The sequence below is a fragment of the Gemmatimonadaceae bacterium genome (assembly GCA_020851035.1).
Lineage (GTDB): Bacteria > Gemmatimonadota > Gemmatimonadetes > Gemmatimonadales > Gemmatimonadaceae > JACMLX01.
Genome location: JADZDM010000017.1, coordinates 17,943 through 37,138 on the forward strand (window position 1 = coordinate 17,943; position 19,196 = coordinate 37,138).

Annotated in this window: 14 protein-coding genes; 3 read left to right on the plus strand and 11 right to left on the minus strand. The window is 64.6% G+C overall.

Annotated elements, in window-relative coordinates:
• Nucleotides 1-248: 248 nt before the first annotated feature.
• On the plus strand, nt 249-4,994 hold the full coding sequence (locus tag IT355_11295) for a 2-oxoacid:acceptor oxidoreductase family protein (GenBank protein MCC7053843.1): 4,746 nt from the start codon (nt 249-251) through the stop codon (nt 4,992-4,994).
• Between the two features lie 81 nt (nt 4,995-5,075).
• Here the strand turns inward: IT355_11295 and IT355_11300 are convergent, their stop codons facing one another.
• The 4 genes from IT355_11300 to yqeK all read right to left on the minus strand — a co-directional run bounded on the left by IT355_11300 (nt 5,076) and on the right by yqeK (nt 7,416).
• Nucleotides 5,076-5,456, minus strand: coding sequence for a PIN domain-containing protein (locus IT355_11300; GenBank protein ID MCC7053844.1), 381 nt, complete (start codon nt 5,454-5,456; stop codon nt 5,076-5,078).
• The gene (locus tag IT355_11305) at nt 5,453-5,743 is read right to left on the minus strand and encodes a type II toxin-antitoxin system prevent-host-death family antitoxin (GenBank protein MCC7053845.1); all 291 of its coding nucleotides are present in this window, start codon (nt 5,741-5,743) and stop codon (nt 5,453-5,455) included. The genes IT355_11300 and IT355_11305 overlap by 4 nt, the downstream gene beginning before the upstream one ends.
• Before the next feature lie 93 nt (nt 5,744-5,836).
• Nucleotides 5,837-6,784, minus strand: coding sequence for a class A beta-lactamase (bla, locus tag IT355_11310; protein ID MCC7053846.1), 948 nt, complete (start codon nt 6,782-6,784; stop codon nt 5,837-5,839).
• The gene (yqeK, locus tag IT355_11315) at nt 6,781-7,416 is read right to left on the minus strand and encodes a bis(5'-nucleosyl)-tetraphosphatase (symmetrical) YqeK (protein ID MCC7053847.1); all 636 of its coding nucleotides are present in this window, start codon (nt 7,414-7,416) and stop codon (nt 6,781-6,783) included. The genes bla and yqeK overlap by 4 nt, the downstream gene beginning before the upstream one ends.
• Nucleotides 7,417-8,150: 734 nt before the next feature.
• Between yqeK and IT355_11320 the strand changes: the two genes are divergently transcribed.
• Nucleotides 8,151-9,059: a hypothetical protein gene (locus tag IT355_11320; GenBank protein ID MCC7053848.1), complete on the plus strand. Its 909-nt coding sequence runs from the start codon at nt 8,151-8,153 to the stop codon at nt 9,057-9,059.
• Nucleotides 9,060-9,136: 77 nt separating this feature from the next.
• Here IT355_11320 and IT355_11325 read toward each other — a convergent pair whose 3' ends face one another.
• Nucleotides 9,137-9,388: a hypothetical protein gene (locus IT355_11325; protein ID MCC7053849.1), complete on the minus strand. Its 252-nt coding sequence runs from the start codon at nt 9,386-9,388 to the stop codon at nt 9,137-9,139.
• Between the two features lie 360 nt (nt 9,389-9,748).
• On the opposite strand from IT355_11325, the gene IT355_11330 reads away from it, so the two are divergent.
• Complete coding sequence (locus IT355_11330) at nt 9,749-11,329, plus strand: hypothetical protein (protein ID MCC7053850.1); 1,581 nt, start codon at nt 9,749-9,751, stop codon at nt 11,327-11,329.
• A 406-nt stretch (nt 11,330-11,735) separates the two neighbouring features.
• Here the strand turns inward: IT355_11330 and IT355_11335 are convergent, their stop codons facing one another.
• The 6 genes from IT355_11335 to IT355_11360 form a co-directional block, all read right to left on the minus strand.
• Nucleotides 11,736-12,038 carry a hypothetical protein gene (locus tag IT355_11335; GenBank protein MCC7053851.1) on the minus strand — a complete coding sequence of 101 codons (303 nt, stop codon included), beginning with the start codon at nt 12,036-12,038 and terminating at the stop codon, nt 11,736-11,738.
• A 62-nt stretch (nt 12,039-12,100) separates the two neighbouring features.
• Entirely contained in the window at nt 12,101-13,315 is a 1,215-nt protein-coding gene (locus IT355_11340; protein MCC7053852.1) for a S8 family serine peptidase, read from the minus strand.
• Nucleotides 13,316-13,380: 65 nt separating this feature from the next.
• Nucleotides 13,381-14,379 carry an SGNH/GDSL hydrolase family protein gene (locus IT355_11345; GenBank protein MCC7053853.1) on the minus strand — a complete coding sequence of 333 codons (999 nt, stop codon included), beginning with the start codon at nt 14,377-14,379 and terminating at the stop codon, nt 13,381-13,383.
• Nucleotides 14,380-15,568: 1,189 nt separating this feature from the next.
• Entirely contained in the window at nt 15,569-17,146 is a 1,578-nt protein-coding gene (locus IT355_11350) for a hypothetical protein (GenBank protein MCC7053854.1), read from the minus strand.
• Nucleotides 17,147-17,297: 151 nt separating this feature from the next.
• Entirely contained in the window at nt 17,298-17,663 is a 366-nt protein-coding gene (locus IT355_11355) for a hypothetical protein (protein MCC7053855.1), read from the minus strand.
• A gap of 15 nt (nt 17,664-17,678) precedes the next feature.
• Nucleotides 17,679-18,659, minus strand: coding sequence for a hypothetical protein (locus IT355_11360; GenBank protein ID MCC7053856.1), 981 nt, complete (start codon nt 18,657-18,659; stop codon nt 17,679-17,681).
• Between the last annotated feature and the right edge of the window lie 537 nt (nt 18,660-19,196).

Genomic DNA, 19,196 nt, shown 5'->3' on the forward strand with positions numbered 1-19,196 from the left:
TTCAAGGGGACGGGGATCTTGAGTTCAAGGGGACGGGGATCTTGAACGCGAGGGGCTTCAAGGGGACGGGGATCTCGAGTTCAAGGGGACGGGGATCTTGAAAGACACCCATCCCAACCGGGCCCAAGCATCACCCCCGGTAGCGCACCCGGCCTACCGGGGGCATCCTTTCCTTAGCCGGTTACGTGCCGGTTCTCGCTTCAGCTCGCTGAGTCCCACCCGCGCACGCGCGCGACCGATCCTTCCGGATGAGCCACCCCGCCGCAGCCCCGACGCCCAGCACCCCGTCACCCTCCCCCACCGGCGCGCCGGAGAAGCACAAGTACCCGGGCTTCCACGTCACCTGCAGCGGCAACTACCTCGTCGCGCACTACGTCGAGACCCGCATCACCGAGGGCGGCGTCTTCTACCCGATCACCCCGTCCACCGAGGGCGGCGAGATCTACCAGGCGTCGTTCGCCGCCGGTGAGCTGAACGTCTGGGGGCACCAGAAGGTCGCGGCCGAGACGGAGGGTGAACACGCGGCCCAGGGCGGTGCCACCGCCTTCGCCGTCACCGGTCGCCGCACCGTGAACTTCACGTCGGGCCAGGGCCTCGTCTACGCGATGGAGCAGTACTACCACGCGCCGGGCAAGCTCTCCACGATGGTGCTGCAGGTCGGCGCCCGCGCGCTCACCAAGCATGCGCTCAACGTGCACTGCGGCCACGACGACATCTACGCCGCGCTCGACACGGGCTGGATCATGCTCATGGCCAAGGACGCGCAGCAGGCCGCCGACCAGGCGATGATCCTGCGCAAGGTGGCCGAGCTGGCGCTGAACCCGGGCATGAACATCCAGGACGGGATGCTCACCACGCACAGTGAGCGCATGTACCTTGCCCCCGAGCCGGAATTCCTGCGCGAGTTCCTCGGTGCACCGGACGAACAGATCCCCTGCCCCACGCCGGCACAGCGCGAACTCTTCGGCCCCACGCGTCGCCGCGTCCCGCAGATGCTGGACCTCAAGAACCCCGTCCTGCTCGGCCCCGTGCAGAACCAGGAACACCACATGAACGGCGTGGTGGCCCGGCGCAACAACTTCAACGAACACATCCTGCCGATGCTCTCGGCAGCGTACGACGAGTTCGCGCACTTCACCGGCCGCCACTACGGCCTCGTGAGCCAGTACCGCACCGACGACGCCGACACGGTCTTCGTGTCACTCGGCTGCGCCGCGGAGAACATCGAGGCGGCGTGTGACTACCTGCGCGAGCAGCGCAACGCGAAGGTCGGCTCGATCCATGTCAACGTCATCCGGCCCTTCCCCGACGATGCCATCGTCGAGGCGCTGCGCGGGAAGAAGCGCGTCATCATCCTGGAGCGCACCGACGAGAGCCTCGCCGGCGACAACCCCCTCGGCCGCGACATCCGCGTCGCGCTCAACAAGGCGAACGAGGCGGCGAAGTACGGCGGCACGCGCGTGCCGCTCACCCCCGACGAGACCCCGCGCCTCTTCCGCGGCGCCTACGGCATCGGCTCGCGCGACTTCCGCCCCGAGCACACCATCGGCGCCTACGAGTTCGCCACCGGCACCACCCGCCGCACCGACGGACTCGGCGCCGACGACGGGAAGTCGTTCTTCGTGCTCGGCGTGGACCACCCATACGCCGTGACATCCAAGGACGCCCCGTCGCTGCTGCCGGAAGGCGCCATCGCGGTGCGCTTCCACTCCATCGGCGGGTGGGGCATGATCACCACCGGCAAGAACCTCGGCTCCATCATCGGCGACTTCGGGCAGTTCATCTCCGAGCAGGATGCGAAGTACGACGCCGACGGCATCCTGATGGACAAGCTGTTCGTGATGGCGAACCCCAAGTACGGGTCGGAGAAGAAGGGCGCGCCCACGAACTACTACCTCACCGTCGCCCCGTCGCAGATCAAGGTGAACTGCGAGCTGAACCACGTGGACGTGGTGCTCTGCTGCGACCCCAAGGCGTTCACACACACCAACCCGCTCGAGGGGCTCAAGCGCGGCGGGTCGCTGGTCTGGGAGTCGAGCGAGTCCCCCGACACCGCCTGGTCACGCATCCCGGCGAAGTACCGCGAGTTCGTGATCGAGAACAACATCCGGGTGTTCATCCTCCCCGGCTTCGACATCGCCCGCAAGGCCACCGACCAGACGGAGCTCCAGCTCCGCATGCAGGGCAACGCGTTCCTCGGCGCGTTCTTCCGGGTGTCGCCGTTCCTGAAGACGTTCGGCATCACCGAGGACCAGTACCTGTCGGTGGTGCGCAAGCAGTACGTGAAGAAGTTCGCGCGCTTCGGCGACGCCGTGGTCGAGTCGAACATGACGGTCATGACCGAGGGCTTCTCGCGCGTGACCGAGATATCCATCGGCCGTGCCGACGACCCCGATCGCAGCTCGATGCGGAACCCGCTGCTGGCCCCCATCAGCGACGTGCACTTCCCGCCCACCGCCGGCTGCGGCAGTTGCGGTGGCGGCGGCGTGCCCACCCCTGCCGTGCAGCTCCGGCGTGCGCCGCTGCAGACCATCGCCAAGTTCGACAGCGAGTTCCGTAACGGGCTGGGCTACCACCAGCCGTCCAGCGCCCTCGCCTCGGTCGGCATCATGGGCAGCGGCACCGGGGCCACCCAGTCCAAGTACGTCGCCCGCCGCGAGACGCCGGTCTACATCCCCGAGAACTGCACGCAGTGCATGGAGTGCATCTCGGTCTGTCCTGACACGGCCCTGCCCAACACCGCGCAGGAGATCTCGACGGTGCTGGTGACGGCGTCGGACAACTACGTCTCGTCGCCGGCCGACCGGATGGCATTCCGGAGTGAGATCGCGGGGATCGAGTCGCGTGCCCGCGTGAAGATGAACGAGTCGGTGAAGGCGAAGACGAACATCCCCTTCCCGCAGATCATCCGCGAGGAGGTCGAGGGGCTCACCACCGTATCTCCCGAGGGCCGCGCGCAGTTCACGAACATCATCGACAAGCTGCCGCTGGCGTACAGCCAGGTGCCCGCGATCTTCCGCACCATCGAGACCAAGACCCCCGGCAACGGCGGCCTGTTCTCGATCTTCGTCTCCGACCTCTGCAAGGGGTGCGGCGAGTGCGTGCAGGTGTGCGGCGACCACGACGCACTGCGCATGACCCGCGAGACCGAGGAGCTGAATGCCGAGCTGACGACGGCGCAGGTCTTCTCCCGCCTGCTCCCCGACACACCGCAGAAGTACCTCGGCCTGCACAGTGACGCCGACATCACCAGCTCGCGCGAGGCGACGCTGCGCAACCACCTGATGGTGCGCCGCAACTACGAGGCGATGGTGAGTGGTGACGGCGCCTGCGCCGGCTGCGGGGAGAAGAGCGTGCTCCGCTCGGTGGCCAGCGTGACCGAGGCGTACATGCGCCCCATCTACCACCGCAAGGCCGACCGCCTCACCGCCAAGGCCGCGCGCATCGTGGCGGAGGGCCCGGCCGCGCTCTCGGCCCTCGAAACCGGTGACAGTGCACAATTTGCACGATTCCGCACCGCCTTCGCCCACATCGTCATGGGGCTCGGCGGCGAGAACGACGCCGACACCGCCGTCCGGATCGCCGCCTACGAGGCCGAGCATGGCCCGATCACCGCAACGCAGCTCGTGGACGGGCTCGCGGCCGTGCTGCGGCAGGACGCGTTCAACCACAAGGAGCTGCAGGCCATCGACGGACGCCAGGCCAACGGCATGTCGGTCATGATGATGGGCGCCAGCACCGGCTGCAACACCGTGTACGGCTCCACGCCGCCGGCCAACCCGCATCCGTACCCGTGGATGAACTCCCTCTTCCAGGATGGCGCGACCATCAGCTGGCTGATGGCCGAGTCGGTGATCATCGAGCATGCGCACCGCAGCGTGGTGCCGGAGCGGCTGGCCGACATGCTGCTGTCCGGCACGGCGATGTCGGAAGAGGCCTACTTCACGCTCACGCACCTCGACGACGCGCTGATGACCGAGCAGGAGATCCGCGAGCTGCCGAAGGTGTGGGTGGTGGGTGGCGACGGCGCACTGGGCGACATCGGCTTCCAGAACGTGTCGAAGGTGATGCTGCAGAACCGCCCGAACGTGAAGATGATCATGCTGGACACACAGGTGTACAGCAACACCGGCGGCCAGAACTCCGACAGCAGCACGATGCTGGGCGGCTACGACATGAACCAGTTCGGCGTGGCCAGCCAGGGCAAGCTGATCGAGAAGAAGAACGTGGCCGAGGCGTTCACCAGCGGGCATGGCAGCCCGTTCGTGGCGCAGGTGTCGGTGGCGAACGCGCCGAAGCTGTACAAGGCCTTCATCGATGGCCTCGAGTACCGCGGCACGGCGTTCTTCCAGGCGTACACCACCTGCCAGCCCGAGCATGGCGTGGGTGACAACATGAGCGCCGACCAGGCCAAGCTCGTGCGCGACGCGCGCGGGATGCCCGAGTTCGTGTTCAACCCGCGCAAGGGTGAGACGACGCAGGAGGCGTTCGACCTGAAGGGGAACCCGAGCGTCGATCGTGACTGGTGGAACACCAAGTACGCGTCGAACGGCGAGGCGTACACGTTCACCGTCGCGCACTGGGCGCTGACCGAGGGTCGCTTCCGCAAGCACCTGAAGCAGGTGACCGCCGAAGCCGCGGCGACGATGGTGCCGTTCGACCAGATGCTGGTGTTCGTGACGCAGGACGACGTGATCCACCGTCGCGTGTTCGACCCGAACCACCGGAGCTTCATCCCGAACTTCGACTGCTACATCAAGGTCGAGGTGGATGGCGTGTTCAAGTACTACGCGGTCACGCGGCAGATGGTGCTGTTCGCGGTGGAGCGCCGGAAGGCGTGGCGGATGCTGCAGAGCAAGGCTGGTGTGGTGAACAAGGACTACCTGGCGCAGAAGGCGCTGCTGGCGAAGGTCGACAAGGGGGAGATCGCGCTGGCGGATGCGAAGGCGCGGGTGGTGGAACTGATGAATGAGGAGCTGGCGCTGGTGAGGTAGGCCGGCAGGTTCACGCCTGAAACGACGACGGCCCTGCTTCCGGCATCGGAGGCAGGGCCGTCGTGTCTCCCAACGGAGCGCTCAGACGCCGAAGCCAAGCGATTGCGCCACTTCCCGCTGGCGCTTGTCGTTGGTCAGGAATGTCAGCTTCGATGGATCAGGCGACAGGTACAGCGCTGTCGCGAGGTGATAGCAGTCCGCACCGCGCACGTAGCCGGCACCGAGCACCCGGGCGATCTCCGGTGTCAGCGCCCGCGGCACGGTGACCCATCGCAGCGGGCGAAGCAGCCCGGCGGATGCACCACGCCCCTCGCGCCGACACACACTCGCCAGTTCGGCTTCGAGTAACGGTGACGCGTGGACGAGGGCAAAGCTCGCGAGCCTTCGCTTCACGTCGGGCGCCGCTGCCTCATCCAGCGCGACGGCCACGAGAACGGAGCTGTCGACGAATGCCGCGCTCATTCTCGATCCTCGAGGAACCGCTGCAGTGCCCCCGGAGCCGCGTCGCCGAATGGGAGGTCCAGGAACTCACTGGGATGCCCGACCGCCGGAGTGATCTCCCCCCGCGCCTCGAGCTCCGCAATCCGCTCCTCGAGCGTCTGCGGCTTCTTCTCCGGCGGCGTGATCGGACGCAACTCGGCAACCGGCTCGCCGTGGACGGTGATGATGAACGAGCTGCCCTCGCGAACTCGCCTGACGAGGGCCGAGAGCTGGGCCTTGGCGTCGTAGATCGAGTATTCGTCCGGCATGCCACAAGATAACAGCCTAGTCAGACTAGTTCAATAGAACGAAGCCGCGATTTCGCATGCCAGGACTCGGCTCACCCTCTCCGAACCAAGGCCCTACCGTGGAGGCGACCGGAGCAGGCCGGCCGCCGCAATCCGCCCCACCTCCGCCAGCGTCTCCAACGCCACCGGATCCATCGGATCGACCAGTCGCGCAGGCTCGAAGTACGCCGTCACCACGATCGGCGCACGACCTGCTGGCGCGCCGTACGCGATGTCGACATACGTGTGCCGCGCATTGCCGATGCCCGTGCCCGTCTTGTCACCGGACTGCCAGTCCGGTGGGAACCCTGCCCTGATCCGCTGCGAACCAGTGCGCACGTCGGTCATCCACGCACGCAGCGTCGCCCGACGTGGTACCGACAGCACGTTGCCCGTTACGAGTGCGGTCGTGGTCCTTGCCATCGCGACAGGCGTCGTCGTGTCGAGGTCCGAGCCGGCAGGTCGGTCGTTCAGCGCCGGTTCGTATCGATCCATCCGACTGACCTGGTCGCCCAGCGTGCGCCAGAATGCGGTGAGTGCCGCCGGGCCGCCGAATCGCCGCATGAGCACATTCGCTGCCGTGTTGTCGCTCGTCACCAGCGTTGCGCGCGCGAGCGCCTCGACGCTCAGGCCACTGCTGATGTTCGCCGCCGTCACGGGACTCACGCTCAGCATGTCGCTCGGCTCCCAGTGCAGCACCTCGCTGAGGTCCACCATGCCCTCGTCTGCACCGCGCAGCAGCATGGCAGCCAGCGACAGCTTGAACGAGCTGCAATGCGCGAAGCGTTCGTTCGCTCGCCAGCCCACGCCGGTGCCGGTGGCCGTGTCGAGGATGTAGGCGCCGAGCCGGCCGCGGGCCGTCTGTTCCAGTGAGCGCAGCCTCGTGATGCGCCAGTCCGGCGCGGCCGCGGCGGCGCGCGCGGCACCACACGCTGTCGCGAGTACCGAGACGAGTGCCGACAATGCAACCCGGCGACTGAGGCGAGGCGCGGGCATCGCCCACGGATCGCGCGTGACGCTCATGGTCCCCAGTGCTCCCGCGATTCGCGCAGCTGCGTGTACGCATCCCATGCCCACGGATGGACGACCTCGAGGTCCGTTCTGCGCTCGAACAAGTACTCCAGGTAGCAGTACGCCCCGGCCTCGAGTGACTGCTCCACCGCCACCACGATCTCCTTCAGGTACGGCGGATCGCCGAACTGGTCCCAGCTGATCTTGTCGGCGACGAAGACGACGCGGTCCAGCGCGCTGGCATCACGCTTGAGGGTGGTGTGGCAGCCGATCGCGGAGAGTGTGGCCGGGTCGTTCACGCCGAAGAGTTCCTGGGCCATCACCCCGGAGAGTCGCTGGTGCACGATCATCGGCAGTTCACGCTCGGCGTCGAGGATCGCGAGGCCGAGCGCTTCGGCCACCTGCAAGCGTTCGGCGTTCGGGATGACGGCACTGATGTCGTGGAGCAGGCCAGCGGCGTCGGCTGCGTCGGGGTCGAGGTCGAATCGTCGTGCGAGGCGCCGGGCCTCGACGGCGACGCGGTCGCAGTGCGTGGCCGTCTCCGCATGGCCGTTGGCGCGCAGGAAGGCGCCGGATCGGTCGCGGAGGGTACCGGTGCCGAGGGGTTCGCGGATGTAGGGGTGGAGCGGAGGCGGATATGTCATGCGCAGCGGGTGGCTGTTGGAGCGCGCACGTGGCGCATGAAGGCTCAACATCTCGCCGGAGCGTCTGGAACTCAACCGCATGGCCTGCCACGTCAGCGATCCGCGCGGAACGGTCGCGGTGCTGCGCTCCCACACCCGGGAGTTCAGCGCCAGGAAGGGTGCAGCTACCTGCCTTCGCGCTTTTCGGCGCGGCCTCGCCGAAGTCAGGCCGATACTCCCGGCCGAGTGCGCAGGGGCACGCTTCGGCCAGCGAGCTGACCCGAGCGCAAACTTGCGCCGAGCATCGATCTACAAGAGCGGGAGACGGGACTCGAACCCGCGACCTCCAGCGTGGCAAGCATGTACCAGAATTCGGTGGCTACACCGAGCGCTCATGCTCCGCAGGGGAGCGCGAAGCGTGAAGCGAGCTGGACAGATCACCGGATGCCTGGTTGCTCAATCCAGATGGCGATCGTGGCGACCACCCGCTCACGGTGCGGCCAGCCGACCGACCGGCCAATAGTGCATTCACGCGCCCTCTGGATGGTACGCGCGAACCGCGCCTTCCTCGGCTGATCACGCCGACGGCGGGTGGACTGATGCGCTACTATCGTATAGCGCTCTCCTGCTGCCGTGCGGTGGACCTTCCGAACGTCTGTCGCGCCCATGCGCATTCCGGTGGTCCTACGACGGCAGGGACGCAAGCATCCTTCGTCCACCGCCCTCCCTCGCATGTTCGACACGATGCGCTCAACATGATCGGTCGCTGGGTGCAACAGACATCGATCTGTGTGGGACTTGGCGGAGTGCTGCTCACGCCCCGAACCGGCTCGGCTCAAGTTGTCGATGTCTACCCCGTTCCGCCCGCCGCTCGTGCACGGATAACGGCGGCGAACATCGTGATCGGAGCCGCCGTCGGCGGCATGCGTGCGTGGTCGAGCAACCGACCAGTGCGCCGCGCGGTTTTGCTCGGCGCAGGCGGTGGACTCACGACGGCTCTCGGTCGGCAAATCACCGCGACGGGAGGTTGGCCCGCCGGCTTCGTCGGGAGGGTGGTTCACGATGTCGGCCTGGGACTCGGCTCCGCGGCTGTGGACTCGCACTTCACGGTGCCGGTGCACTTCGGTCCGCTTGTGGCACGCTGGACGCCAGCCGCGCGACGCTGGCCACTTGTGCGCGTGAACGCGACGAACCTGCTGTACGCGACCATGCTGGCTTCGCAGGCGAACACCAAAATCGACTGGGAAGCGACGCTGTGGTCTGGCGCGGTCACTCTTCAATCGCTGTACAGCTTTGACGGCGGAGTCGATCGAGCCAGTGCGGCGCCGGGCACCATTCGCATGCGGACAGGCAGCAGTCGCTGCGTGCCGACGTCGTCAGGTGCACGACGATGCCGGCTGGAGCTCGCCCATGAAACGGTGCATATCCAACAAATGGACATGCTCCACGATTGGATTGGCCAGCCAATCGAGGATGCCGTGATCATGCGCCGCCTGCGTCGCCATCGTGTCTTCCGACATGTCGAGCTGGGCGCCGTCGGTCCGCTGAGCATTGCTGGCATTGAACGCCTCCGGCGGTACGACACGCGATGGAGTGAGTACGAGGCGTCGTGGCTGACGGCAGGGCGCGGAGCGATCCCAGAGCCGCGACTTCAGGCCAAATAGCCGACTGTGGCCCCGCGAGCTGTGTGCGTGGAACAGGGGCCACCATTGCCCGACAGTTGGTCCAGCCTGACTCTCGTTTAGGGCAGAGTGCATCGTGATCGCAGGCCCGGCATGGCGGGACCCAGTGTGCCTTCTGCGATGATCGACACCGACTGGCTCGTCACGTTGTCGTACCGCTTCACTCCGGCCGCGCCGGTTGTGTAAAGGGCGAACAGGTAGCGCCCGGCTTCCGGTCCGTTCTCGTTGGCCGTCTGCATGTCCCAGTTGTCGCCGAGCTTCACGCCACCATTCAGTACCCCCCGGTCGTTCGCCGAGATCGTCCGCTGCACGAAGTGCGCTGAGGACAGCAGCAGCGGATTGGACTCGGAACGCGAACCGGTCGGTACCGATACGGCAAGCGGAGTGAAGTTGCGGAACCGCGAGGGTGCCAGCGCGGCACGCAGGACGAATGCGGCGACGGCAAGTCGACGCCGGCGACGCGTGCTCGAATGTCGACACCGCGGCCGGTCCCCGCACCGTGCTCGCCTCGCTCCTACCGTGGCGTTGAGGCATGAGCGCGCGGGGCCATTTCGGAGCGACAGGTCAGGACCTTTCGACGCGATGCGCGCTATGGACGATCCCGCCGGCTCGGGCTATGTTCAGGAAATTCGCGATTTGCTCCTCTTCCAGCGTTCCGCGCAGAGCCCCGAATGCGTCGCACGTCCAGTGTCCTGCCACTGCTCATCGCCACCGCGACCGCCCTGCTCTCCGCATGCCGCGGTGATTCCTCGACCGCACCAACACCCGTCCCTCCTCCGACGGCCACGGTCAAGCCCGGCCTGAAGATCCTCGCTGGCGCAGGTGCCACCGACACGATCAACGCGCAGCCGCTGCAGTCCCTCGTGGTCGAGGTGCGCGGGCCGGACAGCCTGCCGGCACGAGGCACGGTGGTGCGCTTTGAGGTGCAGCGCACCACGGACACGACGCGGCGAGGGTACGCGACGATGCACGCCTGCTCCGTCTCGGAGCCGGTCTGCGGACAGTTTCCAGGTGCAGACTGGCAGTCGGTTGCATCGGATACCGTCGACGCGAAGGGCAAGGTCAGTGCGCTGCTGCGCTTCGGCACCATTGCCGGGCGCGCAGTGGTGCGCATCGTCGTTCCCGATTTCGCATACAGCGATTCCGCGATATACACCGTGACCCCAGGTGCGGCAGCAGCGGTGCGCCTGGCTGGCGCAACAACCATGCTCTCCATCGGCAGGACGAAGTCGATGCGTGGCGCGATCGTCGACAGGTGGGGGAACCTGCGCAGCGAGCTGCCGACCGTCAGCAGTACGTCCGGCAGCGCGCTCTCGCTGGACGCGACGACCGGCGCTGCCACCGGACTCGCGCTTGGGACCGAGACCGTGTACGCCAGCTTCGGCACGTTGAAGGATTCGACGATTGTCACCGTGGTCCCGCAGGGACGATTGCTGGTCTGGTCCGCCTCCAACGGCTCCGTGCGCATGATCGACATCGATGGCACCGACGCGCGTACGGTGATCAGCAGTGTCGGCAGTGACCTCGGCACCTTCCCGCAATTCGACCAGGCGCGCCAGCAGGTCACGCTGCATCGTGGCACCTTCAGTACCGGCGGTCCGGCAACGGTGATCGTCGTCATCGACACCAGCGGCGTTGCGAAGCGCGAGATCAGCTCGGGCGTGCTCGGCAACGTGTATGCACAACGTCGGATGGCCGACGGCAGCATCAGGGTCGTGGCCGGCGTCACCGGCTTCCCTGACGGCACGCTGTCGAGCATCCTGCCCGATGGCACGGTCGTCCAGCTGCTCAACCTGCCGGGCATGCTCGACATCTATGGTGGTGCGGACATCTCCCCGGACGGCTCGAAGGTCGCCTACCTGACCGCCGGCGCAAGGGGTGCCGAGTTGCGCGCGCTGGACGTCGCAACGGCAGCGGGAGTGACGCTGGCGCCAGCGGCGCGTGCGCCGCGCTGGTCGGCGAGTGGTGATCGCGTCGCCTATCTCGATCCAACCAGCATCAACGGCTTCGGCCTCGATGGGACCCTGAACGTCGTCAATGCCGACGGCAGCGGCTGGCGCCTGATCAATGCCGCGGGCTTCAGTCCTGGACTGTCGTGGTCGCCCGATGGCACGTACGTGATCGGCCGGAACAACATCGGCGCACTGCAGGTGACGCGAGTCAGCGATGGGGTGGCCGTCCGGCTGCAGCTGGGTGATCCTGCGTTCAACAACGGCACCTTCGACGACCTCTTCCAGCCGGATTGGCGCTGAGTCAGCACGCCGCCTTGAACTATCCGTCACCGAACGCCTTCGAGGCCGAGTACGCCCTCACCCTTTCAGCCGGTCAAAGCTCAGTCCGCTGCTCGCTCATCGCCCACTCCGCGCCCAAAGTCTCAGGTCAACTGGGATGCCGTCGGCGCTATCCGACTGCAAGACTTGTGCAGAAACTCCCCTAGTGTTGAGCCGACGCCGGGCGCGATGAGCAGCGGAACGCGCTCAGTGGAAAGCACGAGAGTGTGACGAGAGATCTGAAGTACGGTGCCAATTGCCCGCCCTGACTGCTTGGACTCCACCCACGTCACCCGCACGCGTGGTACTCCTGCCACGCAGACCATGAACGACGGCTGGACCTCCTGCCGTCGCGCTCGCGAGCAGGCGGGGTGAGACGGGTGCGTCGCTAGTGCTGCGAACGTCTCGCCGGCGAGACGGCAGCGTAGTCGATTCCCGTCCGCTGAGCTAGCAACTTTGCTGCCGCTTCGGAGTTTCCTTGGATGTTGGCGACGAAGATTCGCGCGAGACCCGGATCGGCGTCATCTGGGAAGACGATGTCGATTTTCGAGTCTTGAATGTGACCCTGCTGCTTCAGTTCGTCCAGCATCTGCTGCAGCCGTTCCAGCAGAAGCATCTGCGACTTTCTGGATTCGATGCTCGATGCGAATCGCACCGTGATCGGAATCCAAGCGTTTCGACGCTTCGTCACGACTTCTTCTGGTGATGTCCCATGTCTCTCTATCCTGCTTCCGATTTCGTGAGATCTCAGTGCTAGCGGAGTGTCGCTTCGGCGTCGATGATGCCTGCCCCGAACTCTTCGCAGAACTGTGTCTGCCCCAAACAGTACCGTGTCTTGAGACGATTTCGAACTTGCGATGGCACCAGCTCCGGCTCCTTGGCCAGAAGCAGCGCCACCACCCCTGTTACAAAAGGGGCCGCCATCGAGGTCCCGTCCCAAGTATCATAATTCACCTGTGCCGCCAGTTTCGCTCGGTACGATGGGACAGTCGACCAGATTTCCACCCCAGGCGCACAGAGCGCAATATGTGGTCCAGTGTTGCTGAATTGACCGCGGCGAAGATTCTGGTCCACCGCTCCGACGGCTATAACTCCCTCTATGGCAGCAGGATACGAAGTCTCGTTGCCCTCCTCGTACTCGTTGCCCATCGCAGCAACCACGACCGTGGTGTCGAGAGAGCGAGCAATTATCTGCTCCTCGACGGGATCGTGCGGCCCGCCTAGGCTCAGGTTCACAATATCGCACGTCTCGAGCGCCTCTCGGAGCGTGCGGTAGTAGAGCGCTGGGGAATATGGGTCCAGCGCCTGATACACCCTGAGCGTCGGCTTGCAGACGCCCTTCATCCCCAACGGCCCTGCGGGCACGGCCGCCACAATACCCGTCACATGCGTTCCGTGTCCAGACGTGTCCTTGGACCGTGCTGACCGGGGGACATAGGTGGCCTTGCTCCCAGCAAGGTCTGGATGGGAACTGTCTAAGCCAGAGTCAATGATGCCAACGACGACCTCACAGACGTCACTGAATCCGGCCTGCTGCCGCGCTTTGTCGAGATTGATCGCCGAGACGCCCCATCTGCTTGGCTGAGCCCCAGTCCCCTTCGTGGACTGTGCACCGCTTCCGCGGTGCGCGGTCAGGACGAACCGGGGCGGGGCGACGAAGGCAAAGTCGACAGTCGGATCCTCTCCGAGCTGCTCCAGTAACTCTCGCGTTTCCGCATCGGTCGTCACGTCGATGACATAAGCGTCCGGCAGTGGGAGGGTCGGCTCGGCAGTCTGTCGAGCGCGCGTCGATGGACGCGCCTGCTGTGCCTTCTCCACCGCCGCCCGACCGCGGCCTGCTGCCGGAAACACCGCGTCCGCCTTCCCGGATTCAATCAGGCGATTCAGCGTGCCGTCCTGGGTGTCAATAGCCTTTGCCACGGTCTTCCGGACTGCGTTCAATTTGACTGCCACGACGTGCCACGCCATTGCGGATTCTCTCGAGAAGAGGAGTGTGAAACGGCACCGGTCTCAACTTACGAACGATACCCCGCCTACAGACTTGCAACGCGCGCTGCGAGCTTTGCCGTGACCAGTTTGAACCCGGCCTTCGTTGGATGAAGCTCGTTGGCCCAGTGCTCGCGGTATCCGCCATCATTGCGCAGCTCAGTCCGAAGGTCGACGAAGTGCACATGGTTGAAAGCGGGAAGCGAGACCAGTGTCTCCATCATGTTGTTGAAGCGATCGATGAGGGTCGCGGTGACTTTCGTGTTCAGCGACTGATCCACGTGACCCTTGCTCACAAATCCAGGGCGCAGCCACGGCCCGGGCAGCAGCGACCACCCTCCCATGAACCCGCGTCCATCGGGAACCGGGTGCGCGTAGCCGTGAACGACGATGGGCAGGGGGACGTCTAGATATCCCTTGGTGATGGTCGTCAGACCGCTGATCATGTGCGCATACGCATCACGCATGCGGACATCGATCACACCGCGCACGATGTCGTCATTGGTAGCGGGCAGAGGTGATGCGGCATGGTTGAGCAGGAGAGAGAACTGGTCCCCCGCGATGTCGTTTCCGCCGCCAGACAGCAGAATGGCCCTGGGGACCTCGTTGGCTCGTAGCAGCTTCTCCAATCTGCGAGCGAAAGCTTCAGCCTGTCCGCCGGAGTACGCCATGTCTTCGATCCGGTCACCCCGGTGCGCAACCGACTCGACGTTGTACCCGTAGTCGTCCTCGAGCATGCTCAGGACGTCGTGCATGGGATAGTCGAACCATGAATCGCCCTCGGCCATCAGCGTGCCGGTTCGAGCGGACAGGCTCAACATTGAACGTGTGCGCTCAGGAATCGCCAGTCTGCCGGCCTGTATCGCTGCCACGTTTCGAGTCCGTGTCAGCCTCGCAGCCTTCTGGCGACGACGCGCAACCCGGGCGCGCACCAGTAGTACCTCTGTACCGGCTTGCTCGCCGCCCTGAATGGTGGAGGCAAGCAAGGCATCTGCCTGGTTCTTGCGCTTGCGGCCACTCTTCGAGCGTTTCTTAGGACCTTTCATCGTGCCCTCACGTGGGAACCTGACCGAACCGGTCGGGCCTGCCCGCTTGTGTCTCCGAGGTGTCGCCTGACCTTAAAGTCGCGATGCAGCGCCGCGGGCGGCGGCCGAGCCTTTCGACACCCGTCGCAAGAACAGGCCTTGGCTGCCGGTACCGTGAATCAGTCACTAATTGCTCCATCTACGATCTGCGCTGGGCCCGATCCGCACAAGGCGTCCCTAGTGCTCGCGGTCCGGCGCATGGCCCCGCCAGCGCTGTGCTTGCGGAACCAACGCGCGCACCAGAACTGGCTAACGACCCGGATATCGGCCGGCTCGCAACGGGATTCTTCCTGGGAAGGCGTCTCCTCGCCGATCAGCAGGTCGCGTGCCTGCGAAGGCGAGACGCTCACATCGGCGGGGCAGGGATTCTCCGCCGTGACGCGAGGAATGATCCAACGAGACGACCTCCCGACCGTTGAGGCCGCCGACGAAGCGAGCATTCGGCTATCGGCAAGCAACATGGCGAACGGCTGGCAACCATCAGGTGGATCACACCGAACTCGCCCGTTGATAAGCCCGGTGCAGACAGCACCCCAAACTCCTACACCCGTGAGCAGGCAATCTACCGCAGCAATTGACGGGGCCGCCTCACGCGGCCCTTTTCCGAGCCGGACTCCGGCAGCCCGTAGCCCCCGGCACGGAGCAGCGCATGGCGATTGCGTGGCTCCAGACGCGCGAGCCGATGTGGCCGGGAGGAACCATCCTAGAGACCCGACACTCCATCCAACCGGAGGCGCTTGTACCACATCCAGACTATGCCGCGGACAAGCAGGCCCCTACGCCAATTCCGCCACTGGCACCCAGCACGGACGAGATTGTACCACGGCGACTCGCACAGCCGGGGTCAATCAAGCATCCTCGTGGGTGATCACAGAGCCCATGGTTGCTTGCCGGTTGCATGTCTCGACGACCCGAGCTTTCAACCGCTACTCCCTCTGAGAGACCTCTCAATCAACTACAGCTAGCGGTGTGCGGCTTACCCGAAGCTCTGTGAGGAAGCGGTCGCCGCCACCACCATCCTACGTCGATACATCAGTCCACGCGGCCGTTGGGCAACACGACGCGCATAGAACAGCACGGCCTCTCTAAGTGTCGCTCTGGTTCCAGAAATCTCCCGTCCCCTTCCACGCGAGCGCGATCAACACCTTGCTCAACGGCGTGAAAAGAACTGGTCGAGGCGCATTGAAACTCCGCCGATGAAACGCAGATCATCCGGGCCGCTACCGTTGTTGAGGTCCAATCCGAGATAGACGTACTGCAGAAAGATCCTCGCCTCGATATAGTGGCGCCACTTCTCGCCACGCACGAACGCACTCTGGGGCGGGACACCCGTGGCGAGGCAGGTAGCCGGATCCCGGAGGCAGACAGTGGCGGCTGAAGATGCGCTGGTATCCCTTGCAGTGGCGGTCTCGAAGTTCTGGAATTGCCCATAGGAATAATCAACGTACGCCGCGGGAGCCCAGCCATGCTGCGCAAGGTCGCCAGCCTTTCGATCCTTCTCGAAGAGCGTGAGACGCCCGCCAACCGCCCACGAACCGAAGAGATCATCCTCGAGATTCCACACTCGCGCAGACCGCTGCCCATCCGAGACACTCTGAAAGATGGCGCGACCGACCGGGCCGAAACCCCAGTGGAACCTCGTCTTGTTGACGTTGAATCCACCGAAGTTGAAGGTGCTCGTCGCTCCAAATATGACCTGCGCTGCCTTCTTGGACTGGATCTCATCGCCGGCCGTCGTACTCGAGGAAGCCCCTGTCACGGCGATCGTGGTAAGGCGAAGTGATACGGCTGGATCCAGATAGAAGCGATCGTACCCGCGATCTTCCTGAGCGATCAAGGATGCTCTGGCGTTAGTGTAATCGACCCTCTTCGATGCGTCCCCTTCCGCGCGCTGGCGCTTGATGAGCGTGTCGCATGCGAACCAACATGACCACCCGAACACGCGAGGCTGTGATTCAAACGCGAGGTAGACCGCTGCCTGAGCAAATTGTGAGCTCTGCACGGACGCCGTCTTGCCGTCCGCGCTCTTCACCACACTGGCCTGCCCGTTCGAGAAGATCGAACCGCCCACGATACGGACACGCAACGCCTCGAGCACCTCGTTGTCACTGCCCGCGAGCACTGCGAGCGCCGGCGTCGTTGCTTCGATCGCGGTGGATGCTACGAGACCAGCGAGTTCCGTTGTTGCAACCGCTAGCGCCTCTCCAGCACGTACCACGCTGTCTGCGAGGATCCGAACGTCGTCATCACTCGCCGCCGATTGGGCAGCAATGGCGCGTAGCACCAACGCACTTGCACTCACAATCGCTTGCTTCCGAGCGAGTGCACCGACAACGCTTGCGTTGGCCGTGACACGCGATGCGTCGGAAGCTGTCTCCGCCGCCGCGAGAGTGGCTTGGACGACGCCTGTTTCGGCGAGCACATCTAGGCCCACTATTGAAGTGGCGACTGCACCTGAATGGCCAACTATTATCGCGATGGCTACGCCGGGCGCCTGAAGCTGTTGCCGGAGCAGTTCCACCTTAGCCCTTACGGCCAGCGCTCGCGTCAAGAGCGCGTCAGCCGTTCGCGCTGCGTCGGCTGACCTAGCCTTCGCCGAGCTGAGTGCTACAGCACGCGCGGCCGCGACCTGCGCCTCCGCGGTTGGGGGGACACCTTGCCCCAAGAGGCCGTAAACTGGAATGAGTGCTGCAATCACCGACACAACGGTCCTCGAGTACGCTCGCATGGCAGCAACTCGCCTAGAATTGTGAGAGAAGCAACTGACAGACGGAGCACCTACAATGCGAATGTTCGGTGCTTGGGGATACGGGCCGACAGCATGGGTGGTGCACGCGAAGCACTCTAGATGGGCCCGCGCGCGTGACGACTCTCGGTCGTCACGTGGTTGACCGTTTCGTCTTACCGAAGTAGCGATGCAACGCTTGCTTCGGAGCACGCTTTCTGAGCGACTTCGCTGCGCTCGCAAATTTGTCCGGACGAACCACGTCGCCAAGAAGTCGTGAGCGCGCGCCGCGAAGTTGTTTGGGTGATGCCCAAGCATCTCCAAATGCGCTTTTCGAAATCCGGATGATGGCCGTAGCGTATACCGCCAACTCGACCGTGGACAGCTCACTCTCCTCAGAGGTCGCAGAGCCTAGAAGCGCGGTCCAGTTCGTCAACAACCATTCTACCTGTGCGAGATTCGTGGGCCCGTTGGTTGCAGCCGCCAGCACTTCGATGGCTCGTGTCTGAAGCGTGTCCATGATGAGCTCCGTGCGTTAGGGAACGACTGCCACGCCAAGCCCCGCGAACCATGCGTCTATCTGGTTGCGGAACTGGCCGTACGGATTGGGGCCACGAAATGCTCGTCCGTACAGCATCACCTGACGCGATCCGAGCCTAAGTCGGTTTGGCAACACATAGCCGATCACAACGTTGGTCTGAAGCCGTTTCTCAGCAGCATTCAATCCATTGTGATACGGGAACACCGTGCGATTGGCAATGGTAATGGCGCCGCGCCAATGCCCTCCAACGCGATCAGACCCTGGGTCAAGCGCGATTCCAGTGGCCTGACGCACATCGAACGTGACAGCGGCTTCGGTCGTTGGAGGGATAAGTGGAACACGGCCGGGATCTGCCTCGCCAGGGAAGAGCTGATAGTGGCCGCCCTTCCCGATTCGCTCGACCTCGACCGTCGCCTCGGCGAGCCAGTGAGGAATCCGATAATACCGAAGCGATGTCCAGCCTCGAACGGGCCAGTACGAAACGTTCACTCGATCGAATGGAAACGGACCCCGGTCCGACGAGGAACTCGAGATCACATATTCGTCGCCAAGATGTGTACTGATGTGAGACTTCGAGCCACCGAGCCGAAGCTCGAGATTCTTTGTGAGCGCACGCCGTAGAGCCAGGTCGATTCCAAATGTGTAGTCGGTATTGAGAATCGGCTCGTTGTGAGTGAATGGATCCCAGAAGAGATGGAATGCGATGGGGACTGAGAGTTGCATGGTGACGCGCCCGTCCGTTCGATCCGGCGGCGGCGTCCCCCTTTCGTCTTTGGGAACGTACGGCTGATCAGGTGACGCGAATCCGCTCCACGTACGATTGGACAGCGCAAGGATGGGGTTCACATAGCCAACATCAACGAGCAGGTACCGACGATCGTCACCGATGGCTGAGGCCTGTCGGTCGCGCTTGGAGGAAGCCAGCTCATATCCCCGCCCCTGTACCAACGCGACCCGCGTGGCCGGCTCTTGCACGTCGGAGATCCGAACAGGACGAGTGCCGGTATCCTGGAACCAAACGCTGTGCGCGCAGCCACTCACGCCAGTTGCAATGACGAGAAGGTAGGCTGCGGCCTGCAGGGTCCGATACGTAGCCCACCTTGACCTTTCCCTTACCGCACCGACCGCTCTCTGCCATTCTCCCGGCTCCCGCCTCGACGTGACTGCCCGAGCGCTTTCGACGCACCGACTGGTTCTCCGCAAGAACACTGCGACCATAAGAATGCCTCACGCGTAGATGACAGATACCTTGACGGCCAAGCGCCGATACTTTCGCGAGATGGCCGGAACGCCATGCTTCTCTCGTCGGCGGGCGGCGATGACATGTAGTGCGCTCGTGGCGTCCATGCGTGACCATGACGGCGAGGACCGGCAGCCACGCGGAGCGCAGGGAGTTACGTGGCGTTCGTCGCGTGTTCCTCCGTCCTCACGTCCGGGTCGCTTTGACTCGAGACAGCCCCAAAGACGATCCGAACGTGGCTCAGAGGCGCGGCCGTGTCAATGATCGCCTAG

Bases quoted from the DNA above. Each gene is read 5' to 3' on its own strand.
- IT355_11295 (MCC7053843.1), top strand. From the start codon at position 249: ATGAGCCACCCCGCCGCAGCCCCGACGCCCAGCACCCCGTCACCCTCC.
- IT355_11300 (MCC7053844.1), bottom strand. From the start codon at position 5,456: ATGAGCGCGGCATTCGTCGACAGCTCCGTTCTCGTGGCCGTCGCGCTG.
- IT355_11305 (MCC7053845.1), bottom strand. From the start codon at position 5,743: ATGCCGGACGAATACTCGATCTACGACGCCAAGGCCCAGCTCTCGGCC.
- bla (MCC7053846.1), bottom strand. From the start codon at position 6,784: ATGAGCGTCACGCGCGATCCGTGGGCGATGCCCGCGCCTCGCCTCAGT.
- yqeK (MCC7053847.1), bottom strand. From the start codon at position 7,416: ATGACATATCCGCCTCCGCTCCACCCCTACATCCGCGAACCCCTCGGC.
- IT355_11320 (MCC7053848.1), top strand. From the start codon at position 8,151: ATGATCGGTCGCTGGGTGCAACAGACATCGATCTGTGTGGGACTTGGC.
- IT355_11330 (MCC7053850.1), top strand. From the start codon at position 9,749: ATGCGTCGCACGTCCAGTGTCCTGCCACTGCTCATCGCCACCGCGACC.
- IT355_11340 (MCC7053852.1), bottom strand. From the start codon at position 13,315: ATGGCGTGGCACGTCGTGGCAGTCAAATTGAACGCAGTCCGGAAGACC.
- IT355_11345 (MCC7053853.1), bottom strand. From the start codon at position 14,379: ATGAAAGGTCCTAAGAAACGCTCGAAGAGTGGCCGCAAGCGCAAGAAC.
- IT355_11350 (MCC7053854.1), bottom strand. From the start codon at position 17,146: ATGCGAGCGTACTCGAGGACCGTTGTGTCGGTGATTGCAGCACTCATT.
- IT355_11355 (MCC7053855.1), bottom strand. From the start codon at position 17,663: ATGGACACGCTTCAGACACGAGCCATCGAAGTGCTGGCGGCTGCAACC.